The 21,256-nt window shown below is 30.2% G+C and carries 23 protein-coding genes; 11 read left to right on the top strand and 12 right to left on the bottom strand.

Annotation, left to right across the window (positions count from 1 at the left end; genetic code table 11):
• The first annotated feature begins 2 nt into the window (after positions 1-2).
• From ychF to ABWP78_RS02680, 6 genes are all read left to right on the top strand, one after another.
• Positions 3-1,097, top strand: a complete 1,095-nt coding sequence (ychF, locus tag ABWP78_RS02705; RefSeq protein WP_353168761.1) for a redox-regulated ATPase YchF — start codon at positions 3-5, stop codon at positions 1,095-1,097.
• 237 nt (positions 1,098-1,334) lie between these two features.
• Entirely contained in the window at positions 1,335-3,191 is a 1,857-nt protein-coding gene (locus ABWP78_RS02700) for a DNA topoisomerase IV subunit B (protein ID WP_353168758.1), read from the top strand.
• Positions 3,192-3,208: 17 nt separating this feature from the next.
• Positions 3,209-3,394: a hypothetical protein gene (locus tag ABWP78_RS02695; protein WP_353168756.1), complete on the top strand. Its 186-nt coding sequence runs from the start codon at positions 3,209-3,211 to the stop codon at positions 3,392-3,394.
• 6 nt (positions 3,395-3,400) lie between these two features.
• Complete coding sequence (locus ABWP78_RS02690; protein ID WP_353168753.1) at positions 3,401-4,537, top strand: PDDEXK nuclease domain-containing protein; 1,137 nt, start codon at positions 3,401-3,403, stop codon at positions 4,535-4,537.
• A 2-nt stretch (positions 4,538-4,539) separates the two neighbouring features.
• A complete protein-coding gene (locus tag ABWP78_RS02685) occupies positions 4,540-5,028 on the top strand; it encodes a hypothetical protein (RefSeq protein ID WP_353168751.1) in 489 nt (162 codons plus the stop codon).
• A 24-nt stretch (positions 5,029-5,052) separates the two neighbouring features.
• On the top strand, positions 5,053-7,785 hold the full coding sequence (locus tag ABWP78_RS02680; protein WP_353168749.1) for a DNA gyrase/topoisomerase IV subunit A: 2,733 nt from the start codon (positions 5,053-5,055) through the stop codon (positions 7,783-7,785).
• A gap of 53 nt (positions 7,786-7,838) precedes the next feature.
• Here the strand turns inward: ABWP78_RS02680 and ABWP78_RS02675 are convergent, their stop codons facing one another.
• From ABWP78_RS02675 to murQ, 4 genes are all read right to left on the bottom strand, one after another.
• Positions 7,839-8,696: a TerC family protein gene (locus ABWP78_RS02675; RefSeq protein WP_353168747.1), complete on the bottom strand. Its 858-nt coding sequence runs from the start codon at positions 8,694-8,696 to the stop codon at positions 7,839-7,841.
• Between the two features lie 66 nt (positions 8,697-8,762).
• Entirely contained in the window at positions 8,763-9,128 is a 366-nt protein-coding gene (locus ABWP78_RS02670) for a DNA topoisomerase IV (protein ID WP_353168745.1), read from the bottom strand.
• Between the two features lie 146 nt (positions 9,129-9,274).
• A complete protein-coding gene (locus ABWP78_RS02665; RefSeq protein WP_353168743.1) occupies positions 9,275-9,496 on the bottom strand; it encodes a DUF6095 family protein in 222 nt (73 codons plus the stop codon).
• A 7-nt stretch (positions 9,497-9,503) separates the two neighbouring features.
• Positions 9,504-10,322, bottom strand: a complete 819-nt coding sequence (gene murQ, locus ABWP78_RS02660; RefSeq protein ID WP_353168740.1) for an N-acetylmuramic acid 6-phosphate etherase — start codon at positions 10,320-10,322, stop codon at positions 9,504-9,506.
• A 107-nt stretch (positions 10,323-10,429) separates the two neighbouring features.
• Between murQ and ABWP78_RS02655 the strand changes: the two genes are divergently transcribed.
• Together ABWP78_RS02655 and ABWP78_RS02650 are read left to right on the top strand one after the other, a co-directional pair.
• Positions 10,430-11,524 carry a glycosyltransferase gene (locus ABWP78_RS02655; protein WP_353168738.1) on the top strand — a complete coding sequence of 365 codons (1,095 nt, stop codon included), beginning with the start codon at positions 10,430-10,432 and terminating at the stop codon, positions 11,522-11,524.
• A 6-nt stretch (positions 11,525-11,530) separates the two neighbouring features.
• Positions 11,531-11,926 carry a sugar 3,4-ketoisomerase gene (locus ABWP78_RS02650; RefSeq protein ID WP_353168735.1) on the top strand — a complete coding sequence of 132 codons (396 nt, stop codon included), beginning with the start codon at positions 11,531-11,533 and terminating at the stop codon, positions 11,924-11,926.
• Positions 11,927-11,953: 27 nt separating this feature from the next.
• Here the strand turns inward: ABWP78_RS02650 and ABWP78_RS02645 are convergent, their stop codons facing one another.
• The 5 genes from ABWP78_RS02645 to ABWP78_RS02625 are packed head-to-tail and all read right to left on the bottom strand — an operon-like array spanning position 11,954 to position 15,971.
• Entirely contained in the window at positions 11,954-12,886 is a 933-nt protein-coding gene (locus ABWP78_RS02645) for a glycosyltransferase family 2 protein (protein ID WP_353168733.1), read from the bottom strand.
• Position 12,887: 1 nt separating this feature from the next.
• Entirely contained in the window at positions 12,888-13,988 is a 1,101-nt protein-coding gene (locus ABWP78_RS02640) for a glycosyltransferase (RefSeq protein ID WP_353168730.1), read from the bottom strand.
• Between the two features lie 10 nt (positions 13,989-13,998).
• The gene (locus ABWP78_RS02635; protein WP_353168728.1) at positions 13,999-14,367 is read right to left on the bottom strand and encodes a sulfite exporter TauE/SafE family protein; all 369 of its coding nucleotides are present in this window, start codon (positions 14,365-14,367) and stop codon (positions 13,999-14,001) included.
• Between the two features lie 13 nt (positions 14,368-14,380).
• Positions 14,381-15,268 carry a lytic transglycosylase domain-containing protein gene (locus ABWP78_RS02630; RefSeq protein WP_353168726.1) on the bottom strand — a complete coding sequence of 296 codons (888 nt, stop codon included), beginning with the start codon at positions 15,266-15,268 and terminating at the stop codon, positions 14,381-14,383.
• 43 nt (positions 15,269-15,311) lie between these two features.
• Complete coding sequence (locus ABWP78_RS02625) at positions 15,312-15,971, bottom strand: alpha/beta hydrolase (RefSeq protein WP_353168724.1); 660 nt, start codon at positions 15,969-15,971, stop codon at positions 15,312-15,314.
• 203 nt (positions 15,972-16,174) lie between these two features.
• Between ABWP78_RS02625 and ABWP78_RS02620 the strand changes: the two genes are divergently transcribed.
• From ABWP78_RS02620 to ABWP78_RS02610, 3 genes are all read left to right on the top strand, one after another.
• Entirely contained in the window at positions 16,175-16,465 is a 291-nt protein-coding gene (locus tag ABWP78_RS02620; protein ID WP_291241876.1) for an N-acetyltransferase, read from the top strand.
• A gap of 248 nt (positions 16,466-16,713) precedes the next feature.
• Complete coding sequence (gene ppk1, locus ABWP78_RS02615; RefSeq protein ID WP_353168721.1) at positions 16,714-18,813, top strand: polyphosphate kinase 1; 2,100 nt, start codon at positions 16,714-16,716, stop codon at positions 18,811-18,813.
• A gap of 8 nt (positions 18,814-18,821) precedes the next feature.
• Positions 18,822-19,712, top strand: coding sequence for a Ppx/GppA phosphatase family protein (locus ABWP78_RS02610; protein ID WP_353168719.1), 891 nt, complete (start codon positions 18,822-18,824; stop codon positions 19,710-19,712).
• A gap of 30 nt (positions 19,713-19,742) precedes the next feature.
• Here the strand turns inward: ABWP78_RS02610 and ABWP78_RS02605 are convergent, their stop codons facing one another.
• From ABWP78_RS02605 to ABWP78_RS02595, 3 genes are all read right to left on the bottom strand, one after another.
• Positions 19,743-20,000 carry a DUF6952 family protein gene (locus ABWP78_RS02605; protein WP_353168716.1) on the bottom strand — a complete coding sequence of 86 codons (258 nt, stop codon included), beginning with the start codon at positions 19,998-20,000 and terminating at the stop codon, positions 19,743-19,745.
• Positions 20,001-20,085: 85 nt separating this feature from the next.
• A complete protein-coding gene (locus tag ABWP78_RS02600) occupies positions 20,086-20,394 on the bottom strand; it encodes a thioredoxin family protein (protein ID WP_353168714.1) in 309 nt (102 codons plus the stop codon).
• Positions 20,395-20,473: 79 nt separating this feature from the next.
• Complete coding sequence (locus ABWP78_RS02595) at positions 20,474-21,109, bottom strand: peroxiredoxin (protein ID WP_353168711.1); 636 nt, start codon at positions 21,107-21,109, stop codon at positions 20,474-20,476.
• Between the last annotated feature and the right edge of the window lie 147 nt (positions 21,110-21,256).

Here is a 21,256-nt window from a genome sequence, read left to right as displayed (position 1 = left end):
TAATGAAAGCAGGAATTGTAGGCTTACCAAACGTAGGAAAATCAACATTATTTAATTGTTTATCTAATGCAAAAGCGCAAAGTGCTAACTTTCCGTTTTGTACTATTGAACCAAATATAGGTGTAGTTAACGTACCTGATCCAAGAATTAATCGTTTAGAGGAATTAGTAAAACCAGAACGTGTACAAATGGCAACTGTTGATATTGTAGATATTGCAGGTTTAGTTAAAGGTGCAAGTAAAGGGGAAGGATTAGGAAATCAGTTTTTAGGAAATATTAGAGAATGTAATGCGATTATTCACGTTTTACGTTGTTTTGATAACGATAATATTGTTCACGTAGATGGAAATGTAAACCCAATCCGTGATAAAGAAACCATTGACATCGAATTGCAATTAAAAGATTTAGAAACGGTTGAAAAACGTTTAGAAAAAGCAAATAAAGGAGCTAAAACCGGTAATGCTGAGGCTAAAATAGAAAAAGGAATTTTAGATAGAATTAGAGAATCTTTATTGCAAGGAAAATCCGCAAGAACGGTTGAACCAAATGGAATTGAAGAAGCCGCTTTATTTGATGCCTTTCAGTTAATTACAGCTAAACCTGTTTTATATGTTTGTAACGTTGACGAAGCATCGGCAGTAATTGGAAACAAATATGTTGATTTAGTTAGAGAATTAGTAAAAGATGAAGATGCAGAAGTTATTATACTTTCTGTAGGTGCAGAAGCTGATATCACTGAATTAGAAAGCTACGAAGAACGTCAGGTTTTTTTAGAGGATATGGGATTATCTGAACCAGGTTCGGCGGTTTTAATTCGCGCGGCTTATAAATTATTGAATTTACAAACCTACTTTACAGCGGGTGTAAAAGAAGTTAGAGCTTGGACAATCCAAGTTGGCGATACGGCACCACAAGCAGCAGGTGTAATTCATTCTGATTTTGAAAAAGGATTTATTCGTGCAGAAGTAATTGCTTTTGAAGATTATTCAAATTTAGGAACAGAAGCAAAATGTAAAGAAGCTGGAAAATTAAGAGTTGAAGGAAAAGAATACATTGTAAAAGATGGTGATGTGATGCATTTCCGTTTTAATGTGTAATTATAGTTTATAGAATAAAGAATATAGAGAATAGAATATAGAAAAAACCGTTGCAGAAATGTAACGGTTTTTTATTGGCTTGTATTTAAGAAATCAAATTTAATTGCAGTTTTATGTCTACATTCTGTATTCTATTCTCTATATTCTAAAACTGAAAACTTCTTAATAACTTCTTTAAAAACCATTTTTATTTTTTAATGAAATCCTTTATCTTGCAAAAAATACAAATTCCGATTTATGCAAGAGCAACAAGATCAATATAACGAAGATAATATACGTTCACTCGACTGGAAAGAGCATATTCGTATGCGTCCTGGTATGTATATTGGTAAGTTAGGCGATGGTTCATCACCAGATGATGGTATTTATATTTTGTTAAAAGAAGTGCTCGACAATTGTATCGACGAATTTGTAATGGGCGCTGGAAAAATAATTGAAGTTACCTTAAAAGATAAAATGATGACGGTGCGCGATTACGGTCGTGGTATTCCTTTAGGAAAAGTGGTGGATGTTGTTTCTAAAATGAACACCGGTGGTAAATACGATTCTAAAGCGTTTAAAAAATCAGTAGGACTTAATGGAGTAGGAACAAAAGCAGTTAATGCGTTGTCAAATTACTTCCGAGTAGAATCAGTTCGTGATAATCAGCAAAAAGCGGCCGAATTTTCTGCAGGAAATTTAACGCTTGAAGAAGATGTTATAGAATCTACCAAACGAAAAGGTACAAAAGTGTCTTTCGTTGCTGATGAAGCTATTTTTAAAAATTACAAGTATCGTAACGAGTACATTATTAAAATGCTAAAAAATTATTGTTACCTAAATACAGGTTTAACAATATATTATAACGGCGAGAAATATTTTTCAGACAATGGTTTAAAAGATTTATTAGAAGAAACCATTGCAGAAGAAGATATGGTGTATCCAATTATTCACCTTTTAGGTGATGATATTGAAGTCGCCATCACGCACAGTAAAACCCAATATTCAGAAGAATATTATTCTTTTGTAAACGGACAAAACACCACGCAAGGTGGAACGCATTTAGGTGCATTCAGAGAAGCATTAGTAAAAACCATAAAAGAGTTTTATAACAAACCTTTTGAAGCGTCAGATATTCGTAAATCTATTGTTTCAGCAATTGTGGTTCGTGTAGAAGAACCTGTTTTTGAAAGTCAGACGAAAACCAAATTGGGTTCAACTGATATGGGTCCAAATGCCCCATCAGTTCGTACGTTTGTTAACGATTTTATGAAAACGAAGTTAGATAACTTTTTACATAAAAATCCAGAAGTTGCCGATGCTTTACTTCGCAAAATTCTTCAAGCCGAGCGCGAGCGTAAAGAATTATCAGGTATTCGAAAATTAGCGAAAGACAGAGCAAAGAAAGCCAACTTACACAACAAAAAATTACGCGATTGTAGAGTACATTTAACAGATTCTAAAAACCCAAGAAGTTTAGAAAGCACGCTTTTTATTACCGAGGGTGATTCGGCTTCTGGTTCGATTACTAAAAGTCGTGATGTCAATACACAAGCCGTATTTAGTTTACGTGGTAAGCCATTAAACTCGTTCGGAATGAGTAAGAAAATTGTGTACGAAAATGAGGAATTCAATTTATTGCAAGCAGCCTTAAATATTGAAGAAAGTATGGAAGATTTACGATACAATAATATCGTAATTGCTACCGATGCCGATGTCGATGGTATGCACATTCGTTTGTTGTTGATTACATTCTTTTTGCAGTTTTTTCCTGAAATGATAAAAGAAGGACATTTGTATATTTTACAAACACCATTATTCAGAATTCGAAATAAAAGAGAAACTATTTATTGCTATTCGGAAGAAGAACGAAAAGCGGCGATGGAAAAACTAAAACCAAAACCAGAAATTACCCGATTTAAAGGATTAGGAGAAATTTCGCCCGATGAGTTTAAAAATTTCATTGGTGAAACCATTCGTCTTGATCCTGTAATGTTGGATAAAGCTACGTCTATTGAGAAATTATTAGAATTCTATATGGGTAAAAACACACCCGACCGTCAAGAGTTTATAATAAACAACTTGAAGGTAGAATTGGATGTGGTGGAAGAGTAATTTGAAAAATATCAAATATGAAAAATATCAAATTTTATATAATTTCACTTTTAGTTGGCACATTATTTTGTACGATTCATTATTTTATAAAAGTTAATAATGACCATTTAGAATGTGAAACAATTATTTCGACTAAAGTTGATAAAAACGGAAACGAAATGGTTAAGAAATCACATTTATGTAAAGAAAAATATGCGTTTTAAATAATAATGACAAAACAAGTCCAAAACAAACTACTTTTTCTTCAAGTTGCCGAGTTATTGCAAAATGCCCGACAACAAGTTTTACGTACCGTAAATTCAACCATGACTTTTACTTATTTTGAAATAGGTAGAATGATTGTTGAGGAAGAACAAAACGGAAATGATAGAGCAGAATATGGAAAACAAGTTTTAAAAGGACTTTCAGAACAGTTGACAAGTGAGTTTGGTAAGGGATTTTCTATAGATATTTTAGAAAGAATAAGGAAGTTTTATTTGGTTTATTCAAAATCCGAGACATTGTTGCGGATATTGAACATACAAAATTCCGAGACACTGTTGCGGATTTCTGAAGATAAAAAATCGCAATCACTGATTACGGAATTGCAAAATGAAAAAACACAGACATTATCTATAGAATTTAAAAGTATGGATTCTGCTACATTAATTTCATTTTTCAAGTTAACTTGGTCACATTACACTTTTTTAATGCGAATTGACGATGAAAAAGAACGAAGCTTCTACGAAATTGAATCTAAAAAATACAATTGGAGTGTTCGAGAATTAAAAAGACAATATGATTCGGCATTATACACCAGATTGGCATTAAGCAGAGACAAAGAAGGTGTTTTAAAATTGTCTGAAGAAGGACAAATTATTGAAAAACCAAAAGACCTTATTAAAGATCCGTACATTTTAGAATTTTTAGGTTTACCCGAATTGCATCACTATTCAGAATCTCAATTAGAACAAGAAATAATTAACAAATTAGAACATTTTTTGTTAGAATTAGGTCACGGTTTTGCATTTGTCGCAAGACAACAACGAATTTCTTTCGATGACAAACATTTCTATATTGATTTGGTTTTTTACAACAGGGTTTTACGAAGTTTTGTTTTAATTGATTTAAAAATTGGCGAATTAAAACATCAAGATTTAGGACAAATGCAAATGTATGTAAATTATTATGACAGAGAAATGCGATTGGAAGGCGAAAATAAAACCATCGGATTAGTACTTTGTCAAAATAAAAGTGATTTTGTGGTTGAATATACATTGCCCGAAAACAACGAACAAATTTTTGCAAGTAAATACAAAACAATTTTACCAAGTAAAGAGGATTTAATAAAAATACTAAAAGGATGATGATGAGATTTTTTATAGTTATTTTGTTTTTAGGTTTATTTTCTTGTAAAAAAGAAAATGATTTCTTTGAGTCAATTGATAAAGTTAGATTGATTTCTTACACAACTAGAACGGGTTGGAATCCAAACGAAAAATTTGATTACAATAGCAAAAAAGAAATCATAATTCCAGATGATAAAATTATTGATGATGTAATTTTAAAAAAAGAAGATTTTAATTCTATTTTAAAAATTTTAAAAAACAATGAAGATACTTGTGATATAGCTGCTTGTTATGATCCAAGACATAAATTTCAATTTTATAAAAATGGTAAAGTTATAGCTTATTATGAAGTTTGTTTAGAATGTGGCGGTCATCAAAATTCTAAAAATTTGGATTTTTTACCACCATTTTGTGTGCAAAAAGGTGAAGAGCTAAAGCAAGTATTTATAAAAATGAAATTGAAAAATTCAGGTGAAGGAAGTTCAATTTTGGATAAATTAGAGAATTAAAATACTGAAATAAATTCAGCATAAATGAAAGACGAAGAAGAAAACATTAACCCAGAAGAGGAAAATACTGAACACAATTCAGAAGAAAATTCTATTGACGACAATCAAGAAGAAGAACTTTCTGAAGAAATTATTGAAGTAGACGCCAAACACTTCGAAGGACAACATTTTTACGAAAACGACGAAAATCCGGAAGACACCATTACCAAAGTAACAGGAATGTACAAAGATTGGTTTTTAGACTATGCTTCGTATGTAATTTTAGAGCGTGCTGTTCCTGCTATTGAAGATGGTTTCAAACCCGTACAGCGTCGTATTATGCACTCGCTTAAAGAGTTGGATGATGGTCGTTATAACAAAGTGGCAAATGTAGTTGGACATACGATGCAGTATCATCCTCACGGAGATGCGAGTATTGGTGATGCTATGGTGCAAATCGGGCAACGTGAATTGCTAATCGATTGTCAAGGAAACTGGGGAAATATTTTAACAGGCGATAGTGCGGCAGCTTCTCGTTACATTGAAGCGCGTTTGTCAAAATTTGCTTTAGAAGTATTGTATTCTCCAAAAATTACAGATTGGGGTGTTTCTTACGATGGTCGTAGAGCAGAACCAAACAATTTACCCGTTAAATTCCCATTATTATTAGCCTCTGGAGCCGAAGGAATTGCGGTTGGTTTATCAACAAAAGTGTTACCTCACAATTTTAATGAATTAATTGACGCTTCGATAAATATTTTAAAAGGAAAACCATTTACCATTTATCCCGATTTCCAAACAGCAGGAATCGCAGACGTTTCAAATTATAATGACGGAATGCGAGGTGGTAGAGTTCGAGTTCGTGCTAAAATTTCGCAATTAGACAAGCAAACGTTAGTGATTACTCAAATTCCATTTTCAACCAATACGTCAACCTTGATTGATAGTATTTTGAAAGCCAATGAAAAAGGAAAAATAAAAATTAAAAAGATTGAAGATAATACGGCTGCTGAGGTAGAAATATTAATTCATCTTTTCCCAGGCGTTTCGCCAGATAAATCTATTGATGCTTTGTATGCTTTTACGGCTTGTGAAACTTCTGTAGCGCCTTTAGGTTGTGTAATTGAAGATAATAAACCACTTTTTGTTGGTGTGTCTCATATGCTGAAAATTTCGACAGAAAGAACGGTTGTTTTACTTCGGAAAGAATTAGAAATTCAATTAGAAGAACTAAAAACAAAATGGCATTTTTCAACATTAGAAAAAATCTTCATTCGTGAAGAAATGTATATCGATTTCAAATTGTATTCGGACAGAGAAACACTTTACGAGTATTTATACAAACAATTTGAACCATTTAAAAAGTCGTTTGTTCGTGAAATTGTAGATGAAGATTTACAGAAATTAACGCAAATTCCAATGATTCGTATCACGCGTTTCGACTCGGATAAAGCGGATGATTTTATTGCAAAATTAGAAGACGAAATGAAAGAAGTACAACATCATTTAGACAATCTAATTGATTTTGCTATTGATTATTTCGCCAAACTAAAAGAAAAATACGGAAAAGGAAGAGAGCGTCAAACGGAATTAAGAAGTTTCGATACGATTGAAGCTACGAAAGTGGTGTTGCGTAACACGAAATTATACGTAAACAAAGAAGAAGGTTTCTTTGGAACAGGTTTAAAGAAAGACGAATATGTTGCCGATTGTTCCGATATTGATGATGTAATTGTGTTCCTGAGAGATGGAAGAATAATGATTGCCAAAGTGGACGATAAAAAGTTCGTAGGCAAAGACATTATTCATATTGCGGTTTTCGATAAAAACGACAAACGTACCATTTATAATATGATTTATCGTGATGGTAAAAATGGTTCTACATTTATTAAACGATTTAATGTCTCTGGAGTAACACGTGATAAATTTTACGATTTAACACAAGAAAAACCAGGTTCGCAAGTTTTGTATTTCTCTGCCAATCCAAATGGAGAAGCTGAGGTAGTTACGATTTTATTACGCCAAGTGGGAAGTATTAAGAAACTGAAATGGGATCAAGATTTTTCAAATATCGCAATCAAAGGCCGAGCAAGTAAAGGAAATACGGTTACAAAATATCCTATCAAGAAAATAGAATTAAAAGAAAAAGGAATTTCAACACTTCGTCCAAGAAAAATATGGTTTGATGATACGGTACACCGTTTGAACGTTGATGGAAGAGGTGAATTGTTGGGCGAATTTAAGCCTAATGATAGATTGCTTATTGCTAATCAATCGGGAAAAATTAAAACCATTATTCCAGAATTGACCACTCATTTTGATGAAGATATGATTGTGATGGAAAAATGGAATCCAAAAAAACCAATTTCTGCTATTTATTACGATGGTGAAAAAGACCGTTATTTTATCAAACGTTTCTTAATTGAAAATGAAAATAAGGAAGAAAATTTTATCACCGAACACGAAAAATCGCAATTAGAAATAATTTCAACAGATTGGTTGCCAATTGCCGAGATAGTTTACGCTAAAGTAAAAGGTGTACAAAAAGACAATCAGATTGTGAATTTAGACGAGTTTATTGCTGTTAAAGGAATTAAAGCACTTGGAAACCAGTTGACTACAGATAAAATAAAACAGATAAATATATTAGAATCATTACCTTATGAAGAAATTCTAGACGAACCAGAAGCTATGGTTTCTGAAGAGTCTAATTATGAAACAGAAGATTTTAATATTGAATCAGACGACGACGGACAAATAACGTTGAGTTTAGAGTAAATTTAGAACACAAACCTGACAAGATTTCGAAACTTGTCAGGTTTTTATATTACTTAATTCGTTACATCTGCATCTTTTAATTTTTCATCTATAATTTTATTATTGTATAAAACCACGGGTTTCTTGTTGTTTTTCTTCATTTTTAGGTTTAAAAACTCTACAAATAAAGAGAAGAAAATAGAGAAGTATAAATATCCTTTTGGAATGCTATGTACGGTTTCGCCACCAAAGAATTTAAAATTGGCTAAATGTGAACCTTCTGCTAATAGCATCACTCCAATTAATATTAAAAATGATAATCCTAAAATTTGAATAGTAGGGTGATTGTTTACAAATTTACTCACAGGTCCTGCAAAAATCATCATAATTATAATTGAAATAATAATTGCCATAATCATAATTTCTATGGCACCAGCTGGACCAAAACCTATTGGAGGCTCAGCAGCACTTACTAAACCAATAGCCGTTAAAATACTATCAAAAGAGAAAACAATATTTAATAAAGCAATTTGTAAAATAGCAGCTCCTAATGAGTTACTGGCTTTTCCATTAGTTCCTTCTTCTTCGCCTTCAAGTTTGTGATGTATTTCGGAAACGGATTTGTATAATAAAAATAAACCTCCACCAAAAATAATTAAACTTTGCCCAGAAATACCACCTGATAAAAATCCTAAATCAAAATCGTAGAATGATTTTTTTAAGCTCATAACCCAAGAAATTCCAAAAAGTAATACAATTCTGAAAGCCATTGCTAACAGCAATCCAATTCTTCTGGCTTTGGGTTGGTCTTTTTCTTTTAGTTTACCAGACACAATTGATAAAAAAACAATATTATCAATTCCGAGAATGATTTCTAAAAAAGTTAAGGTTAATAGGGCAATCCAAGCGTCTGGGTTGTTTAATATTTCCATATAGTTGTTATAAATTATTTGAATATTGGTTGTAAAAAAAACATGCCTTTTATTTTACGTAGAAAATTACAATTTAGTTACAGAACCAAATTGTTTTTTTGCATCGCCAACAAATGAATATTCAAAATTATATTTTAAGTCTTTGGTGTTTAATATTTTTACGTGAATAGCTTTTTTTTCTGCTCTATTTTTTGGTTTTACATTTTCTAAAATATATTCACAGTCATTTATCCAACGAATTGTGAAAGTGTCAATGATAGCATTGTAATTTTCAATTTGAATAGAATCATTTCTTTCAAATGTACTGCTTAGTTTTTTGCCATCAAAAGTGGTTTCTGAGGTAAATTTACCTGTTTTAAAGTCTTTACAAGTTCTTTCTTGATTGTAACAAGAAACAAGTGTTAATGCGAATAGTAATATTATTTTTTTCATTTTATGTTTTATATCAATTCTGATAATTATTGTGGAAAATTCTTTTTACTTTTGACTTTTGCCTTTTTTTTAATCAAATAAGTTATGTAAGGAAGTTTAAGCAATACGTAATATACTTTTTACTTTCGACTTTTTACTTTTCACTTTTACTTCTCAAACATACTTTTCATTATCGTATTTATGCCCTTAAACATTAAATAAACGGAAAAACCACAAATTAAAACGCCTAAAATCGCCACATAAATAAATAAAGGATGTTTTTGATTTTTAAAACTACTATTTAAAATAAACACACCTACAAAAAGTGTGGGCAGTGAACCTAATAATATACGAAGTCCTTTGTTTAATATTATTTTATTTACAGACATACTATTTTTATTTTTGGCTAGTATAATAATCAACAGCTTTTCTTACACTGCCATACTCTTGCAATAATTTGGCACCTATTTCATACGACACTGGAATTTCGTCCATTATCATTCGTATTCCTCTGTCAATTAGTTTATCGTTACTTAATTGCATATCTACCATTTTATTGCCCTTTACTTTGCCTAAAGCAATCATAGTGGACGTAGAAATCATATTTAATACTAATTTCTGCGCTGTTCCTGCTTTCATTCTGCTGCTACCAGTTACAAATTCAGGTCCTACAATTACATCAATAGGATATTTTGCTGTTTTCGAAAGCGGACTTCCCGCATTACAACTGATACTTCCGGTAACAATATTATTTTCATTACATTTTTGCAATCCGCCAATCACATACGGAGTCGTTCCAGAAGCAGCAATACCAATTACAACATCATTTTCATTAATTTTCCATGCTTGTAGGTCTTTCCAAGCTTGTTCTTTATCATCTTCAGCAAATTCAACGGCTTTTCTAATTGCGGTATCACCACCTGCAATAATTCCAATAACGGTATCAAAATCAACACCAAATGTTGGTGGACATTCACTTGCATCAACTACGCCTAATCTACCAGAAGTCCCAGCGCCAATATAGAATAATCGTCCACCTATTTTCATTTTAGCAATAATTTGTTCAATTAATACTTCAATATTTGGTAACGCTTTTTCAACTGCTAATGGAACTGTTTTGTCTTCTGTATTGATGTGAGTAAGCAATTCGTTTACAGACATTTTTTCTAAATGTTCGTATTTTGATGCCATCTCTGTAGTTTTAATAAATGTCATATATTTAGGCCTATTATTGTTGTTCAAATATACAAAGTATTTATAAATTTAAAGAATGACAACCATAGTTTATTGAATATTTTTATATTTGTTAAAAACTATAACTTTTGACTCTAAAATCTCACAGATTGAAAATTTGCTTGGTTACCGTAACGCTTTCTGATGGAGGTGCCGAACGCTGTGCAGTATTATTATCAAACTATTTTGAAAATCAAGACATAGAGGTTTATCACGTAGTGTTTTCAGGAAAAGTAGACTATAATTATTCTGGTAAATTATTTCATTTAGAGCATTTAAAAGATAAAAGAAATAGTTGGTGGAGTAGAAGTAAACGATTTTTTGCCTTGAAGCAATTTTTTGACTCCAATCATTTCGATTATGTAATTGACTTTCGAACCAAAGAGTATTTATTACAAGAAATGATTATTCACAATTTTGTGTTTCCAAAATTCATTCAAACCATACACAGTTATAAGCTTAAGTCGTATGTGCCAAAAAACAAATTTTTAGCGAAATTATTATATAGAAATTGTGAGCAATTTATTACTGTTTCGAAAGGAATTTATGAGAAAGTAAGTAGTAAATATAATTTTTTGCCTACAAAATTAATTTATAACCCTATTGATTTTGAGTTGATTTCAAAGCAATCAAAACAAGAAATAGCTGACGATTTTCAATATGTTTTATCTGCTGGAAGTATGAATAAAAACATTAAGCAGTTTAATAAATTAATTGAATGTTATGCTAATTCAATGTTACCTTCTAAAAATATTAAGTTGATTATTTTGGGCGAAGGCAAACTGAAAAACAAATGGATAAAATTAGCAGAACGTCTTGATTTACAAGATTTGGTTGTCTTTAAGGGTAATGTTAAAAATCCGTTTCGATATTATAAAAACGCATTATTTACAATTTCAACCAGTAAATATGAAGGTATGCCAATGGTTTTATTGGAATCTTTAGCTTGCGAAACCCCAGTAATTTCTTGGGATTATGCATCAGGACCTAATGAAATTATTAATAATAAAAGCAACGGATTGTTAGTTGAAAATCAACATCAAGAAAAACTTATTGAGGCAATGAATCTGTTCGTAACAGATAATAATTTATATTTACATTGTAAAGAAAACGCGGTATCAAGTGTGAAACACTTTAGTATAGAAAATATTGGTAACGAATGGTTAATTTTTTTTAAAAAATAAATGTAAATGAATTATAAAATCATAGATATTCCAAAAATAAACAACATAAAAGGAAATATTGGTGTTGTTGAAAATGATACGATTCCTTTTGATATAAAACGCGTATATTATTTGTTTGATGTGCCAAGTGGTGCAAAACGAGGAGGTCACGCACATAAAAAACTCAAACAAGTTATACTTGCTATTTCGGGAAGTTTTGATGTGGTTTTGAAGGATGGAAAATCGAAAGAAATTGTTACTTTAAACAAACCTGATAAAGGGTTGCTAATTGAAAATAACATTTGGCGCGAATTAGAAAATTTTTCTTCAGGTTCGGTTTGTTTGGTGTTGGCTTCAGAAGAATTTTCAGAAAACGATTATATTAGAAGTTATAAGGATTATTTGAGCTTTGTAAAAGAGTAATTATTTACTCCAGTATAACAAGAAATATCAATATGTACTTGTTTTTATACCTAACTTTAATAAAAACAACTTCAATTTATCAAGTATGTTTAAAATAAAACGGGGCATTTTTAGAAGAACATTTTGTTTCCAATTTAAGTTTCTTGAATCAATAGTTGCAATCATCTTTTTCCAACGCAAATCGTTATTTTTCTTTAAGCGTTTTCCTAAAACATATCGTTCAAAATCGAGATATTTTTTTAAATCCGAATTGTTTGTCGCCCAATTTTCATAACTATTAAAGTCAGGAATGGTTTTGTTAAGCAATGAACTCTGTGTAATTTGGTTTTGGGTTTGCATAAAATAACTCATTTGTACCGAGTTATCATACGCTAATTTAAAATTGTAATTGGCTCTGATGTTAAAATCTAAATCTTCAGAAAAACCAATATCTTCGTTATAATATCCAATTTTTTCAAACACTTCTTTATGAAAACATACAGAACCGTGTGTGTAAATTCCTTGCTTTACATTTATTTTGAAAAAATTAATATAACCTGTAAAATCTATCGGTAAAATTTCAGAACCATTGTGAGAATTTTTAATTACAGTACCCCAAATTTCTTCATAATTTGTCCCAAAAATTCGCGCTTCCGGAAAATTTTGAATTAATAGAAAGATCCTTTCTAAAAATGTAGGTTTCCATAAATCATCAGCATCCAAATAGGTGATGTAATTGCTATTGGAGTTTTTAATTCCAGAATTTCTTGCGGCAGCCAACCCAGCATTTTTTTTATGATGAATAATTTCAACCGTATCTGAAATATATTTAGAGGCAATTTCTACACTTTTATCAGAAGAACAATCGTTTACAATTACTAAATTAAAGTCCGTAAACGTTTGATTAAGAACACTTTTTATCGCGTTTTCAATATACTTTTCTTTATTATAAAGCGGAATTATTACGGTAAAAAATGCCATATTAGTCAGTTAAAATATATTGGAATACTTTTTTCCAGTTGTGTAAATCTTTACTTGTGTCAAAAGGCGAAGTATTTCCTTGAAACATAAGTTTTTCTTCTACAAATTCAGTAATTAGTTTTGCCAACTCAGTAGCATTATTTTCATCAAAAAACGATACCTTTTCATAATTCCCACAAGCTTCTTTGGCATAAGGTAAATTTGCTAAAAACATGGGTTTTTTGTATGCTTTTGCTTCAGAAATTGGTAAGCCCCAAGTTTCTATTTTTGATGGAAAAAGTAAACAATCCATAGCTTTATACATTGAAAGTAACTGACTTCTTTTTACTTTCCCATAAAAATGCACATTTTCTAAAAAACCATATTCTTTCACTAAAAATTGCGCGTATTTTTCTTTTGAATCTTTAATCGTTGTAAAATGAAATTGCGTCTGTTCTGAAATGTTTTTAGGCAATAATTTCATGGCTTCTAAAATAACTTCATGATTTTTATAACTTCTTGGAAAACTTGGATAAAAAAAGTGAATTTTATTTGGTTCAAATGGAAAAAAATCAGTCGAAATTTCTTCTATATATTCTGGAATTGCCACTTTAATATTTGTAATTTTAAAACGCTTTTCAAATACTTTTTTTATCCAATGTTGTTGAACAAAAACCGTGTGGTTTTTAGAAATGTTTATTTTAAATAGGAAATCATATAAAACGGAAAAAACACCAATCTTATAATCAAATTTCCAATCTTTCCAGGTGGGTTTAAAAAGTGTTGTAGGGTGATGGCAATACACAAATTGTTTTTTAGCTACTACATTGGGTGTCGTATCATGTAATGAAAACCAAATGTCAGGTTGTAATTGTTTAGATAGTTTTTTAAAATAAAAATATTCGTAATATAAACGAAACCACCAAGATTTTTTTGAAAGAGGTATTTCAATAACAGTAATATTTGAAAATTGAAATTTAGAGGCATCATGAACCAAAGCGATAATTTCAACTTCTTCATTCTTAACAAAATTAGAAAGTTCTTGTAACGCATTATGAAGGATAGTGAAAATACCACCTTCAACCATGTTAATACCTGAAATTACAATTTTTTTTCTTTTCAAGGCAATTAAATTATTTATCCAAAAGCATTTTTCCTGCAATGGCTAATAACACTACAGCAAAAATTTTCTTCAACATTTTTTGATCTAATGTTAAGGCAAGTTTGCTTCCAAATATACTTCCAATAACAAAAAAACCAGCAATTATAGCAGCATATTTTATATTAATCTGACCTTCTTTATAATATGTAAAAACAGCTACTGCGGTTACTGGAACTGCTAATACGGCCAGACTTGTACCTTGTGCTTGGTGCTGATTAAATCCGAAAAACATCACTAATAAAGGCACCATAATTATGCCGCCACCAACGCCAACCAATCCGCTTAGTACTCCTGCTAAAATTCCAATAAGAATTAAAGACAATATTATTTGTAGGGTCATTTTACTTTTCATTTTATTTATTATATCCTTCCAGTGGAATTTCAATTTCGTATATTTTTTTTGTTGGATTATCTAATTTTTTATCACGCAACCATTGGTTATGTGTTTTTAAAATTTTATAGTTAATCCCTTGACGTATAGCAAATGTAGACAAATTTGTGATAGTAGAGTCAACCATTATTTTTTTTGTATTAATTTTTGGGTATAGGGCTTCTTTTGGAATTAAATAACCATATTTTTCTGGATTTTTCATGATTTCTTTCAAAGCTAAAATTCTAAAGATATAGCGAGCTGTTTCGTCGGTTAACCATAAATTATAATAATCTGAAGTTTGTTGAAAATCAATGTGATTTTGTAAACCTGTTATACCGCCATTGTAAGATGCGGCAGCTACTGTCCAATTTCCAAATTTGTTTTTGGCTTTAATTAAATATTCACAAGCAGCTTGCGTAGATTTTTCAATATGATAACGTTCGTCTACTTGGTCTGTTATTTCTAATTTGCTTTCCTTCGCAGTTCCGGGCATAAATTGCCAAACACCTTTTGCACCAGATGGAGAAATTACATTAATTAAGCCGCTCTCAATAACTGCCAAATATTTAAAATCATCTGGAACATTATATTTTGCAAGTATAGGTTCAATAATTGGAAACACTTTATTTGCTCTTTTAATAAGAATGGCTGTTGAAGCATTTAAATTAATATTCACTAACATTTCTCTGTCCAAACGTTCTTTTACATCTGCTTGATCAGTAGGTACTTTCTCACCACAAAAATCCATATCAGTAGGATATTCTACATGATTTTTTTTTGGCACGTTTTGGTATGAAGTAGCATAAATTAAAAATCCACAAATAATAAACAAAGGGATTAAAATTAGTGTTTTATATAAGTTTTTCATTTATAAAGAGGTTATTTGACAGTTTTAATAACAACAAAGATATTCATTTTAGGATGAGTTTGGGCAAATTTTCATTTAACCATTTATACTTATTTACAATCATAATATGTGTACCACCTTTTACAACAATACAATTTTTAATATTAGAAATTGGAAATACCATATCTTCATCACCGTGGATGTGAATTACTTTTTCATCAGGAATGCTTCTTTGCCAAAGTAATACATTTTCAATTGCCCAATCCAAATATTTTGTTTGTTTCATAAATAAATAGCGGTTATATAATTTTACGCGTTTTGCCAATAACCCCCTGCCTTTTATATATCTTGATAAATAATTTACTTGACTTAAAAGACTGGTAGGAAGTGCTTTGTATAATTTTGTAGCCTTGGCTAATTTCATATGAATTGGCAATTCCTGGTTGCTTTTTACACTTGAAATAATAATAACTTTTTGGGTTTTAATGATTTCAGACATTTCTTGTACCATTATTCCGCCAAATGAAACACCTATTAACACACAATTTTCATGTGTAATTCCTTTGCACATTCTTTTAGCATAATTCTCTATGGTTTCATGATGTAGAGGTAAAATCCACTCTAAATAATGCATTTCAAACTGTTCTTTGGGTAATTTTATATTTTCAAATATTTCTATACTTGCTGCTAAACCCGGAACAAAGTAAACGTGTGTTTTCGACATTAGTTTGATGATTTTGTGCCTTAAAATTATAATTTTAATTTTAAATGGGTTTCTTTTTTAGATAGAAAAATAAAAATTTAACAAATAATTTTCTATTGTTATGATTTTCATTTGTTTACTACTTGATTTGTCTTTATTTTTTTGTAAATTTGCAGACATTTTAACAAACAATTAAGATTTGTTAGTATTTAAAACCCAGATTTATGCTAGTTGAGGAAATTAAAGACAATGAATTATTAAGACAATTTGAAACGAAAACCGCTTGCGGACTTTTAACGATTGAATATGCCATTCAGGAGCGAAAAATATTTTTAACGAAGCTTTGCGCGAATGAAAACGAACAAGAAGAAAAAGTAAATCAATTTATAACTTCTGTTTTAGATATTGCTGAAGAACGAAAGTTTAAAGTAGTGCCAACCAACACAAAAATTGTTTCTTTTTTTAGAAAAAATAAAAAATTTCAACAATTATTACCTCCAGGTATTAAAATATAATTTCAGAATTAAAACTATACTTACAGCATTAAAACTCGTTTTGATGCTGTTTTTGTTTTAGAATTTTCTTCAAAAAACTGAAAATTACGGATTGAATAAATGTTATATTTTCATCAAATTTTGTTAAATATCATTGAAAACAATACCTTTATACCTAAATTTGGTAGTACATATTTTTAGTTTAAATTAATTGTAAAACCATTATTTTAGACACTATTACGTCTAAATAAACAGAACAAACAAAAAGAATGAATCCATACATTGATAGAGAAAAGAGCTGGTTAGCATTTAACGCAAGAGTGTTGCAAGAAGCCGCAGACGAAAATGTGCCGTTATTAGACAGATTAAGATTTTTAGGTATTTTTTCAAATAATTTAGATGAGTTTTTTCGTGTTCGTTATGCTGCAATTCGCAGAATGACATTAGAAAAAATTGATACTAAACCAATGTTAGGCGATATTTCTGCAGAACAATTATTGAAAGATATTACAGAAATTGTAATTGAACATCAATCAGAAAGTTTACGAATTTTAAATGACATCGAAAAAAAACTTGAAAAACAAGGAATTTATATTATTAATGAAATGCAAATTAATAAAGATCAAGAAACCTTTATTAAAGACTTTTTTACACAAAAAGTAAGTCCTGAATTAGTTACCATTATGTTAAATGATTTGGTTGAATTTCCTTTAATTAAAGATACTTCAGGATATTTAGCAGTAAAATTAGTAATGAATAAAAACAAATCTGGATTAATTTCTCAATTATTAAACGATAAAGAAATTAGATATGCCATTGTTGAAATTCCAAAAACAATTAACAGATTTGTAGTTTTACCTTCTACTTCAGATAAACAATATATTATTTTATTAGACGATGTAATTCGATATAGTTTAGATCATATTTTTAATATTTTTGATTATGAAAGTATTGATGCACATATGATAAAAATAACTCGAGATGCCCAATTGGAATTCGATTCGGACTTGAGTAAAAGTTTAATTGAAAAAATATCATACAGTGTTAAAGAACGAAGAGTAGGCGAGCCCGTTCGTTTTGTTTATGACCAAGCAATTGAAAAAGACACGTTAGAATTTTTTCTAAACAGAATGAAAATTGATAGTTCCGATTCTATTATTCCTGGTGGAAGATATCATAATAGAAGAGATTATATGGATTTTCCAAATCTTGGTCGATACGATTTGCTGTACAAACAAAACGTGCCGTTACCCGTTCAAGGTTTAAGTTTGGATGGAAGTATGTTGCAAAGTATTAAAGATAAAGATTATTTGTTACACGCCCCTTATCAATCTTTCTCTTATGTCATTAGATTTTTAAGAGAAGCGGCTTTGGATCCTAAAGTGCAATCTATAAAAATTACTTTGTATCGTTTGTCTAAAAATTCACAAATAGTAAGTTCGCTTATTAATGCTGCTAAAAACGGAAAGAAAGTTACGGTACAAATTGAATTACAAGCCCGTTTTGACGAAGCAAGTAATATTTCCTACGCCGAACAAATGCAAGAAGAAGGCATTAACTTAATTTTTGGTGTAAAAGGACTAAAAGTACATAGCAAAATTTGTTTAGTAGAACGTTTGGAAGACGATGAAATTAAGAAATACGGATTTGTTTCTACAGGAAATTTTAGTGAAGCATCAGCTAAAATTTATACTGATGTTACTTTATTTACTAGTGATTCAAAAATTTTGAAAGATATGTCTAAAGTTTTTGAGTTTTTTGAAGTGAATTATAGAGTACATCGTTACAAACATTTAATTGTTTCGCCACATTATACCCGTTCTCGTTTTGTTAAATTGATTGATAGAGAAATAAAAAATGCTTCAGAAGGCAAGCCAGCTTGCATTAATTTGAAAATGAATAGTTTATCAGATTATAAAATGATAGACAAATTATACGATGCTAGCAATGTTGGGGTTAAGATTAAATTGATAATAAGAGGTATTTGTTGTTTAGTGCCGGGTTTAAAAAATTATAGTGAAAACATTGAAGCAATTAGTATTGTCGATAACTATTTAGAACACACACGTGTGTTTATTTTTGGAAATAATAATAATCCTGAAGTGTATATTTCATCAGCTGATTTTATGACCAGAAATATTGATGCTCGAGTTGAAGTAACTTGTCCTATTTATGATGAAGAAATTAAACAAGACTTAATTGATACTTTTGAAATTGGTTGGAAAGCAAACGTAAAAGCACGTTTACATTCAGATAAATTTGAAAATTTATACAGAAAACGTGGTGAAGATAAAGTATTTAGAGCCCAGCAAGAAATGTACAAACACTATCAGAACAAACTGGAAGTAATACTTCCAGAAATTATATAAAAACATTAATGATTCAAATAAAAAAATATGCTGCAATAGATATTGGTTCCAATGCGATGCGATTGTTAATTACTAATATTATTGAGCAAAAAGGTAAAGAAGTACAATTTAATAAAAGTGCCTTAATTCGTGTACCTATTCGTTTGGGTCAAGATGCTTTTACAGTAGGTGAAATTTCAGATGAAAATATCGACAGAATGATTGATGCAATACACGCATTTAAATTATTAATGAAAGTATATAAAGTCGAAAAATTTATGGCTTGTGCCACTTCTGCTATGCGTGAAGCCTATAATGGTAAAGAAGTTGCTGCTCTAATAAAGAAAAAAACCGACATAAAAATTGATATTATTGATGGCAAAAATGAAGCCGCAATTATTGCTTCATCTGACTTACATCATTTTATAAATACAAATGAAAATTATCTTTATGTAGATGTAGGCGGAGGAAGTACCGAATTTTCTTTGTTTTCTGATGGAAAAATGTTGGTTTCAAAATCATTCAAAAATGGTACGGTTCGTATGCTGAATAATATGGTAAACGAAGTAGTTTGGCAAGAAATTGAAAAATGGATTAAAACTCATACGGAAGGCTTAGATAATATAATTATGATTGGTTCCGGTGGTAATATCAATAAGGCATTTAAATTGTCGGGTAAAACACAAGATAAACCTTTGACATACAAGTATTTAAAATCGCAATTTGACCACATAAACGCATTAACATACGAACAAAGAATTTCCGAATTAGGTTTAAATACCGACCGTGCCGACGTAATTATTCCAGCTCTTTCTATATATTTATGTGCAATGAGATGGAGTGGTGCCAACCATATTTACGTTCCAAAAATTGGATTGGCTGACGGCATAGTAAAAGCTATGTATCACGAAAGAATTTAAATAAAAAAAACGCTCAAATAGAGCGTTTTTTTATTTATCAATAGCACCTAAAACCCGTTTCATAAAATCATTTAGAGCCGTTTTTTTATCTTTTCCGTCTTTAATCATTTTATTTACTTCAATGGCTCCATACATATTTGAAATTAACTCACCAATAACATCTAATTCTTCATCTTTTAAAGATTCTAATTCAGTTAAATGTTCTAAAACAGCTATTGTTTCAAGTATATAATCGGCATCATTTTCTTCAACAAATTGTGTCAAGTGTTTTATTACAGGTAATTTCATATTTTTAGATTGTTAGATTGTTAGAGTTTAGACATTTTAGATTTGTAGACTTTCTAATTTTATAAGAAGTCTAACTCGTTTCAATTTATAGTACTTCAGCTACTAATTCCGCCAAAACTTCCGCTTTATTAGTTTGTGTTTGATTTACTAAAACACCATTTTTGAATGCAGCAAATGTTGGTAAATTATCCACATTAGCTAATTTTCTTGATTCTGTAAACTGTTCGGCATCTACCAATAAAAATGGAATGCTTTCATTTTCTGAAGCCATTTTTTTAAATTTTGGTTTCATTATACGACAATTACCACACCAAGATGCAGAAAATTGTACCAATACTACTTCATTATTAGCTACAATTTCAGCTAAATTATCTTTTTCGATTTCTTGAAACATAACTTCTTAATTTTTATTAGACAATATGTCAATGTGCCAATTATTCTCTAATTGACACATTGATTATTGAAATATTATTTTAGTGTGAAGCTAAATAACTTGCTGTACTATTTCTGTCAGCACTCATAGCATCTTTTCCTTCTTCCCAGTTTGCAGGACAAACCTCACCTTTAGTTTGTACGTGTGTGTAGGCATCAACTAAACGTAAATATTCGTTTACATTTCTACCTAATGGCATATCGTTTACACTTTCGTGGAAAATTTTACCAGTTTCGTCTATTAAGTAAGTGGCACGGAAAGTAACATTTGATCCAGTCAATAAATAATCACCAGTTTCTTCGTTAAATTCATCTGCTACATCTAAAATATCTAAAGCGTTTGCTAAATTACGAGTTGTATCTGCTAATAAAGGATAGGTAACACCTTCAATACCGCCATTATTTTTGGCTGTGTTTAACCAAGCAAAGTGTACTTCGTTTGTATCGCAAGAAGCACCAATTACTATTGTATTTCTTTTTTCAAATTCTGGTAAAGCCGCCTGAAAAGCGTGTAATTCAGTTGGACAAACAAATGTAAAATCTTTTGGGTACCAAAATAAAATTACTTTTTTGTTGTTTTTTGTTGCTTCTTCTAAAACGTTAATTCTTAAGTTGTCGCCCATATCTGAGATTGCGTCAACGGTAATGTTTGGGAATTGTTTTCCTACTAATGCCATAATTATTTATTTTTAATTAATTTTCTAATGCAAATTTACGGCATTTTTACAACTAAACAATATGTTTTGATTATATAAATTTATTTAATAATAGATTTTGATTATCAATTTTTCATATCAATAACTCAAAACAATTACAATTTTAAT

Origin of the sequence: Flavobacterium sp. (assembly GCF_040402955.1) — a bacterium.
Classification (GTDB): domain Bacteria; phylum Bacteroidota; class Bacteroidia; order Flavobacteriales; family Flavobacteriaceae; genus Flavobacterium.
This window is presented reverse-complemented; position numbering and strand designations above follow the sequence as displayed.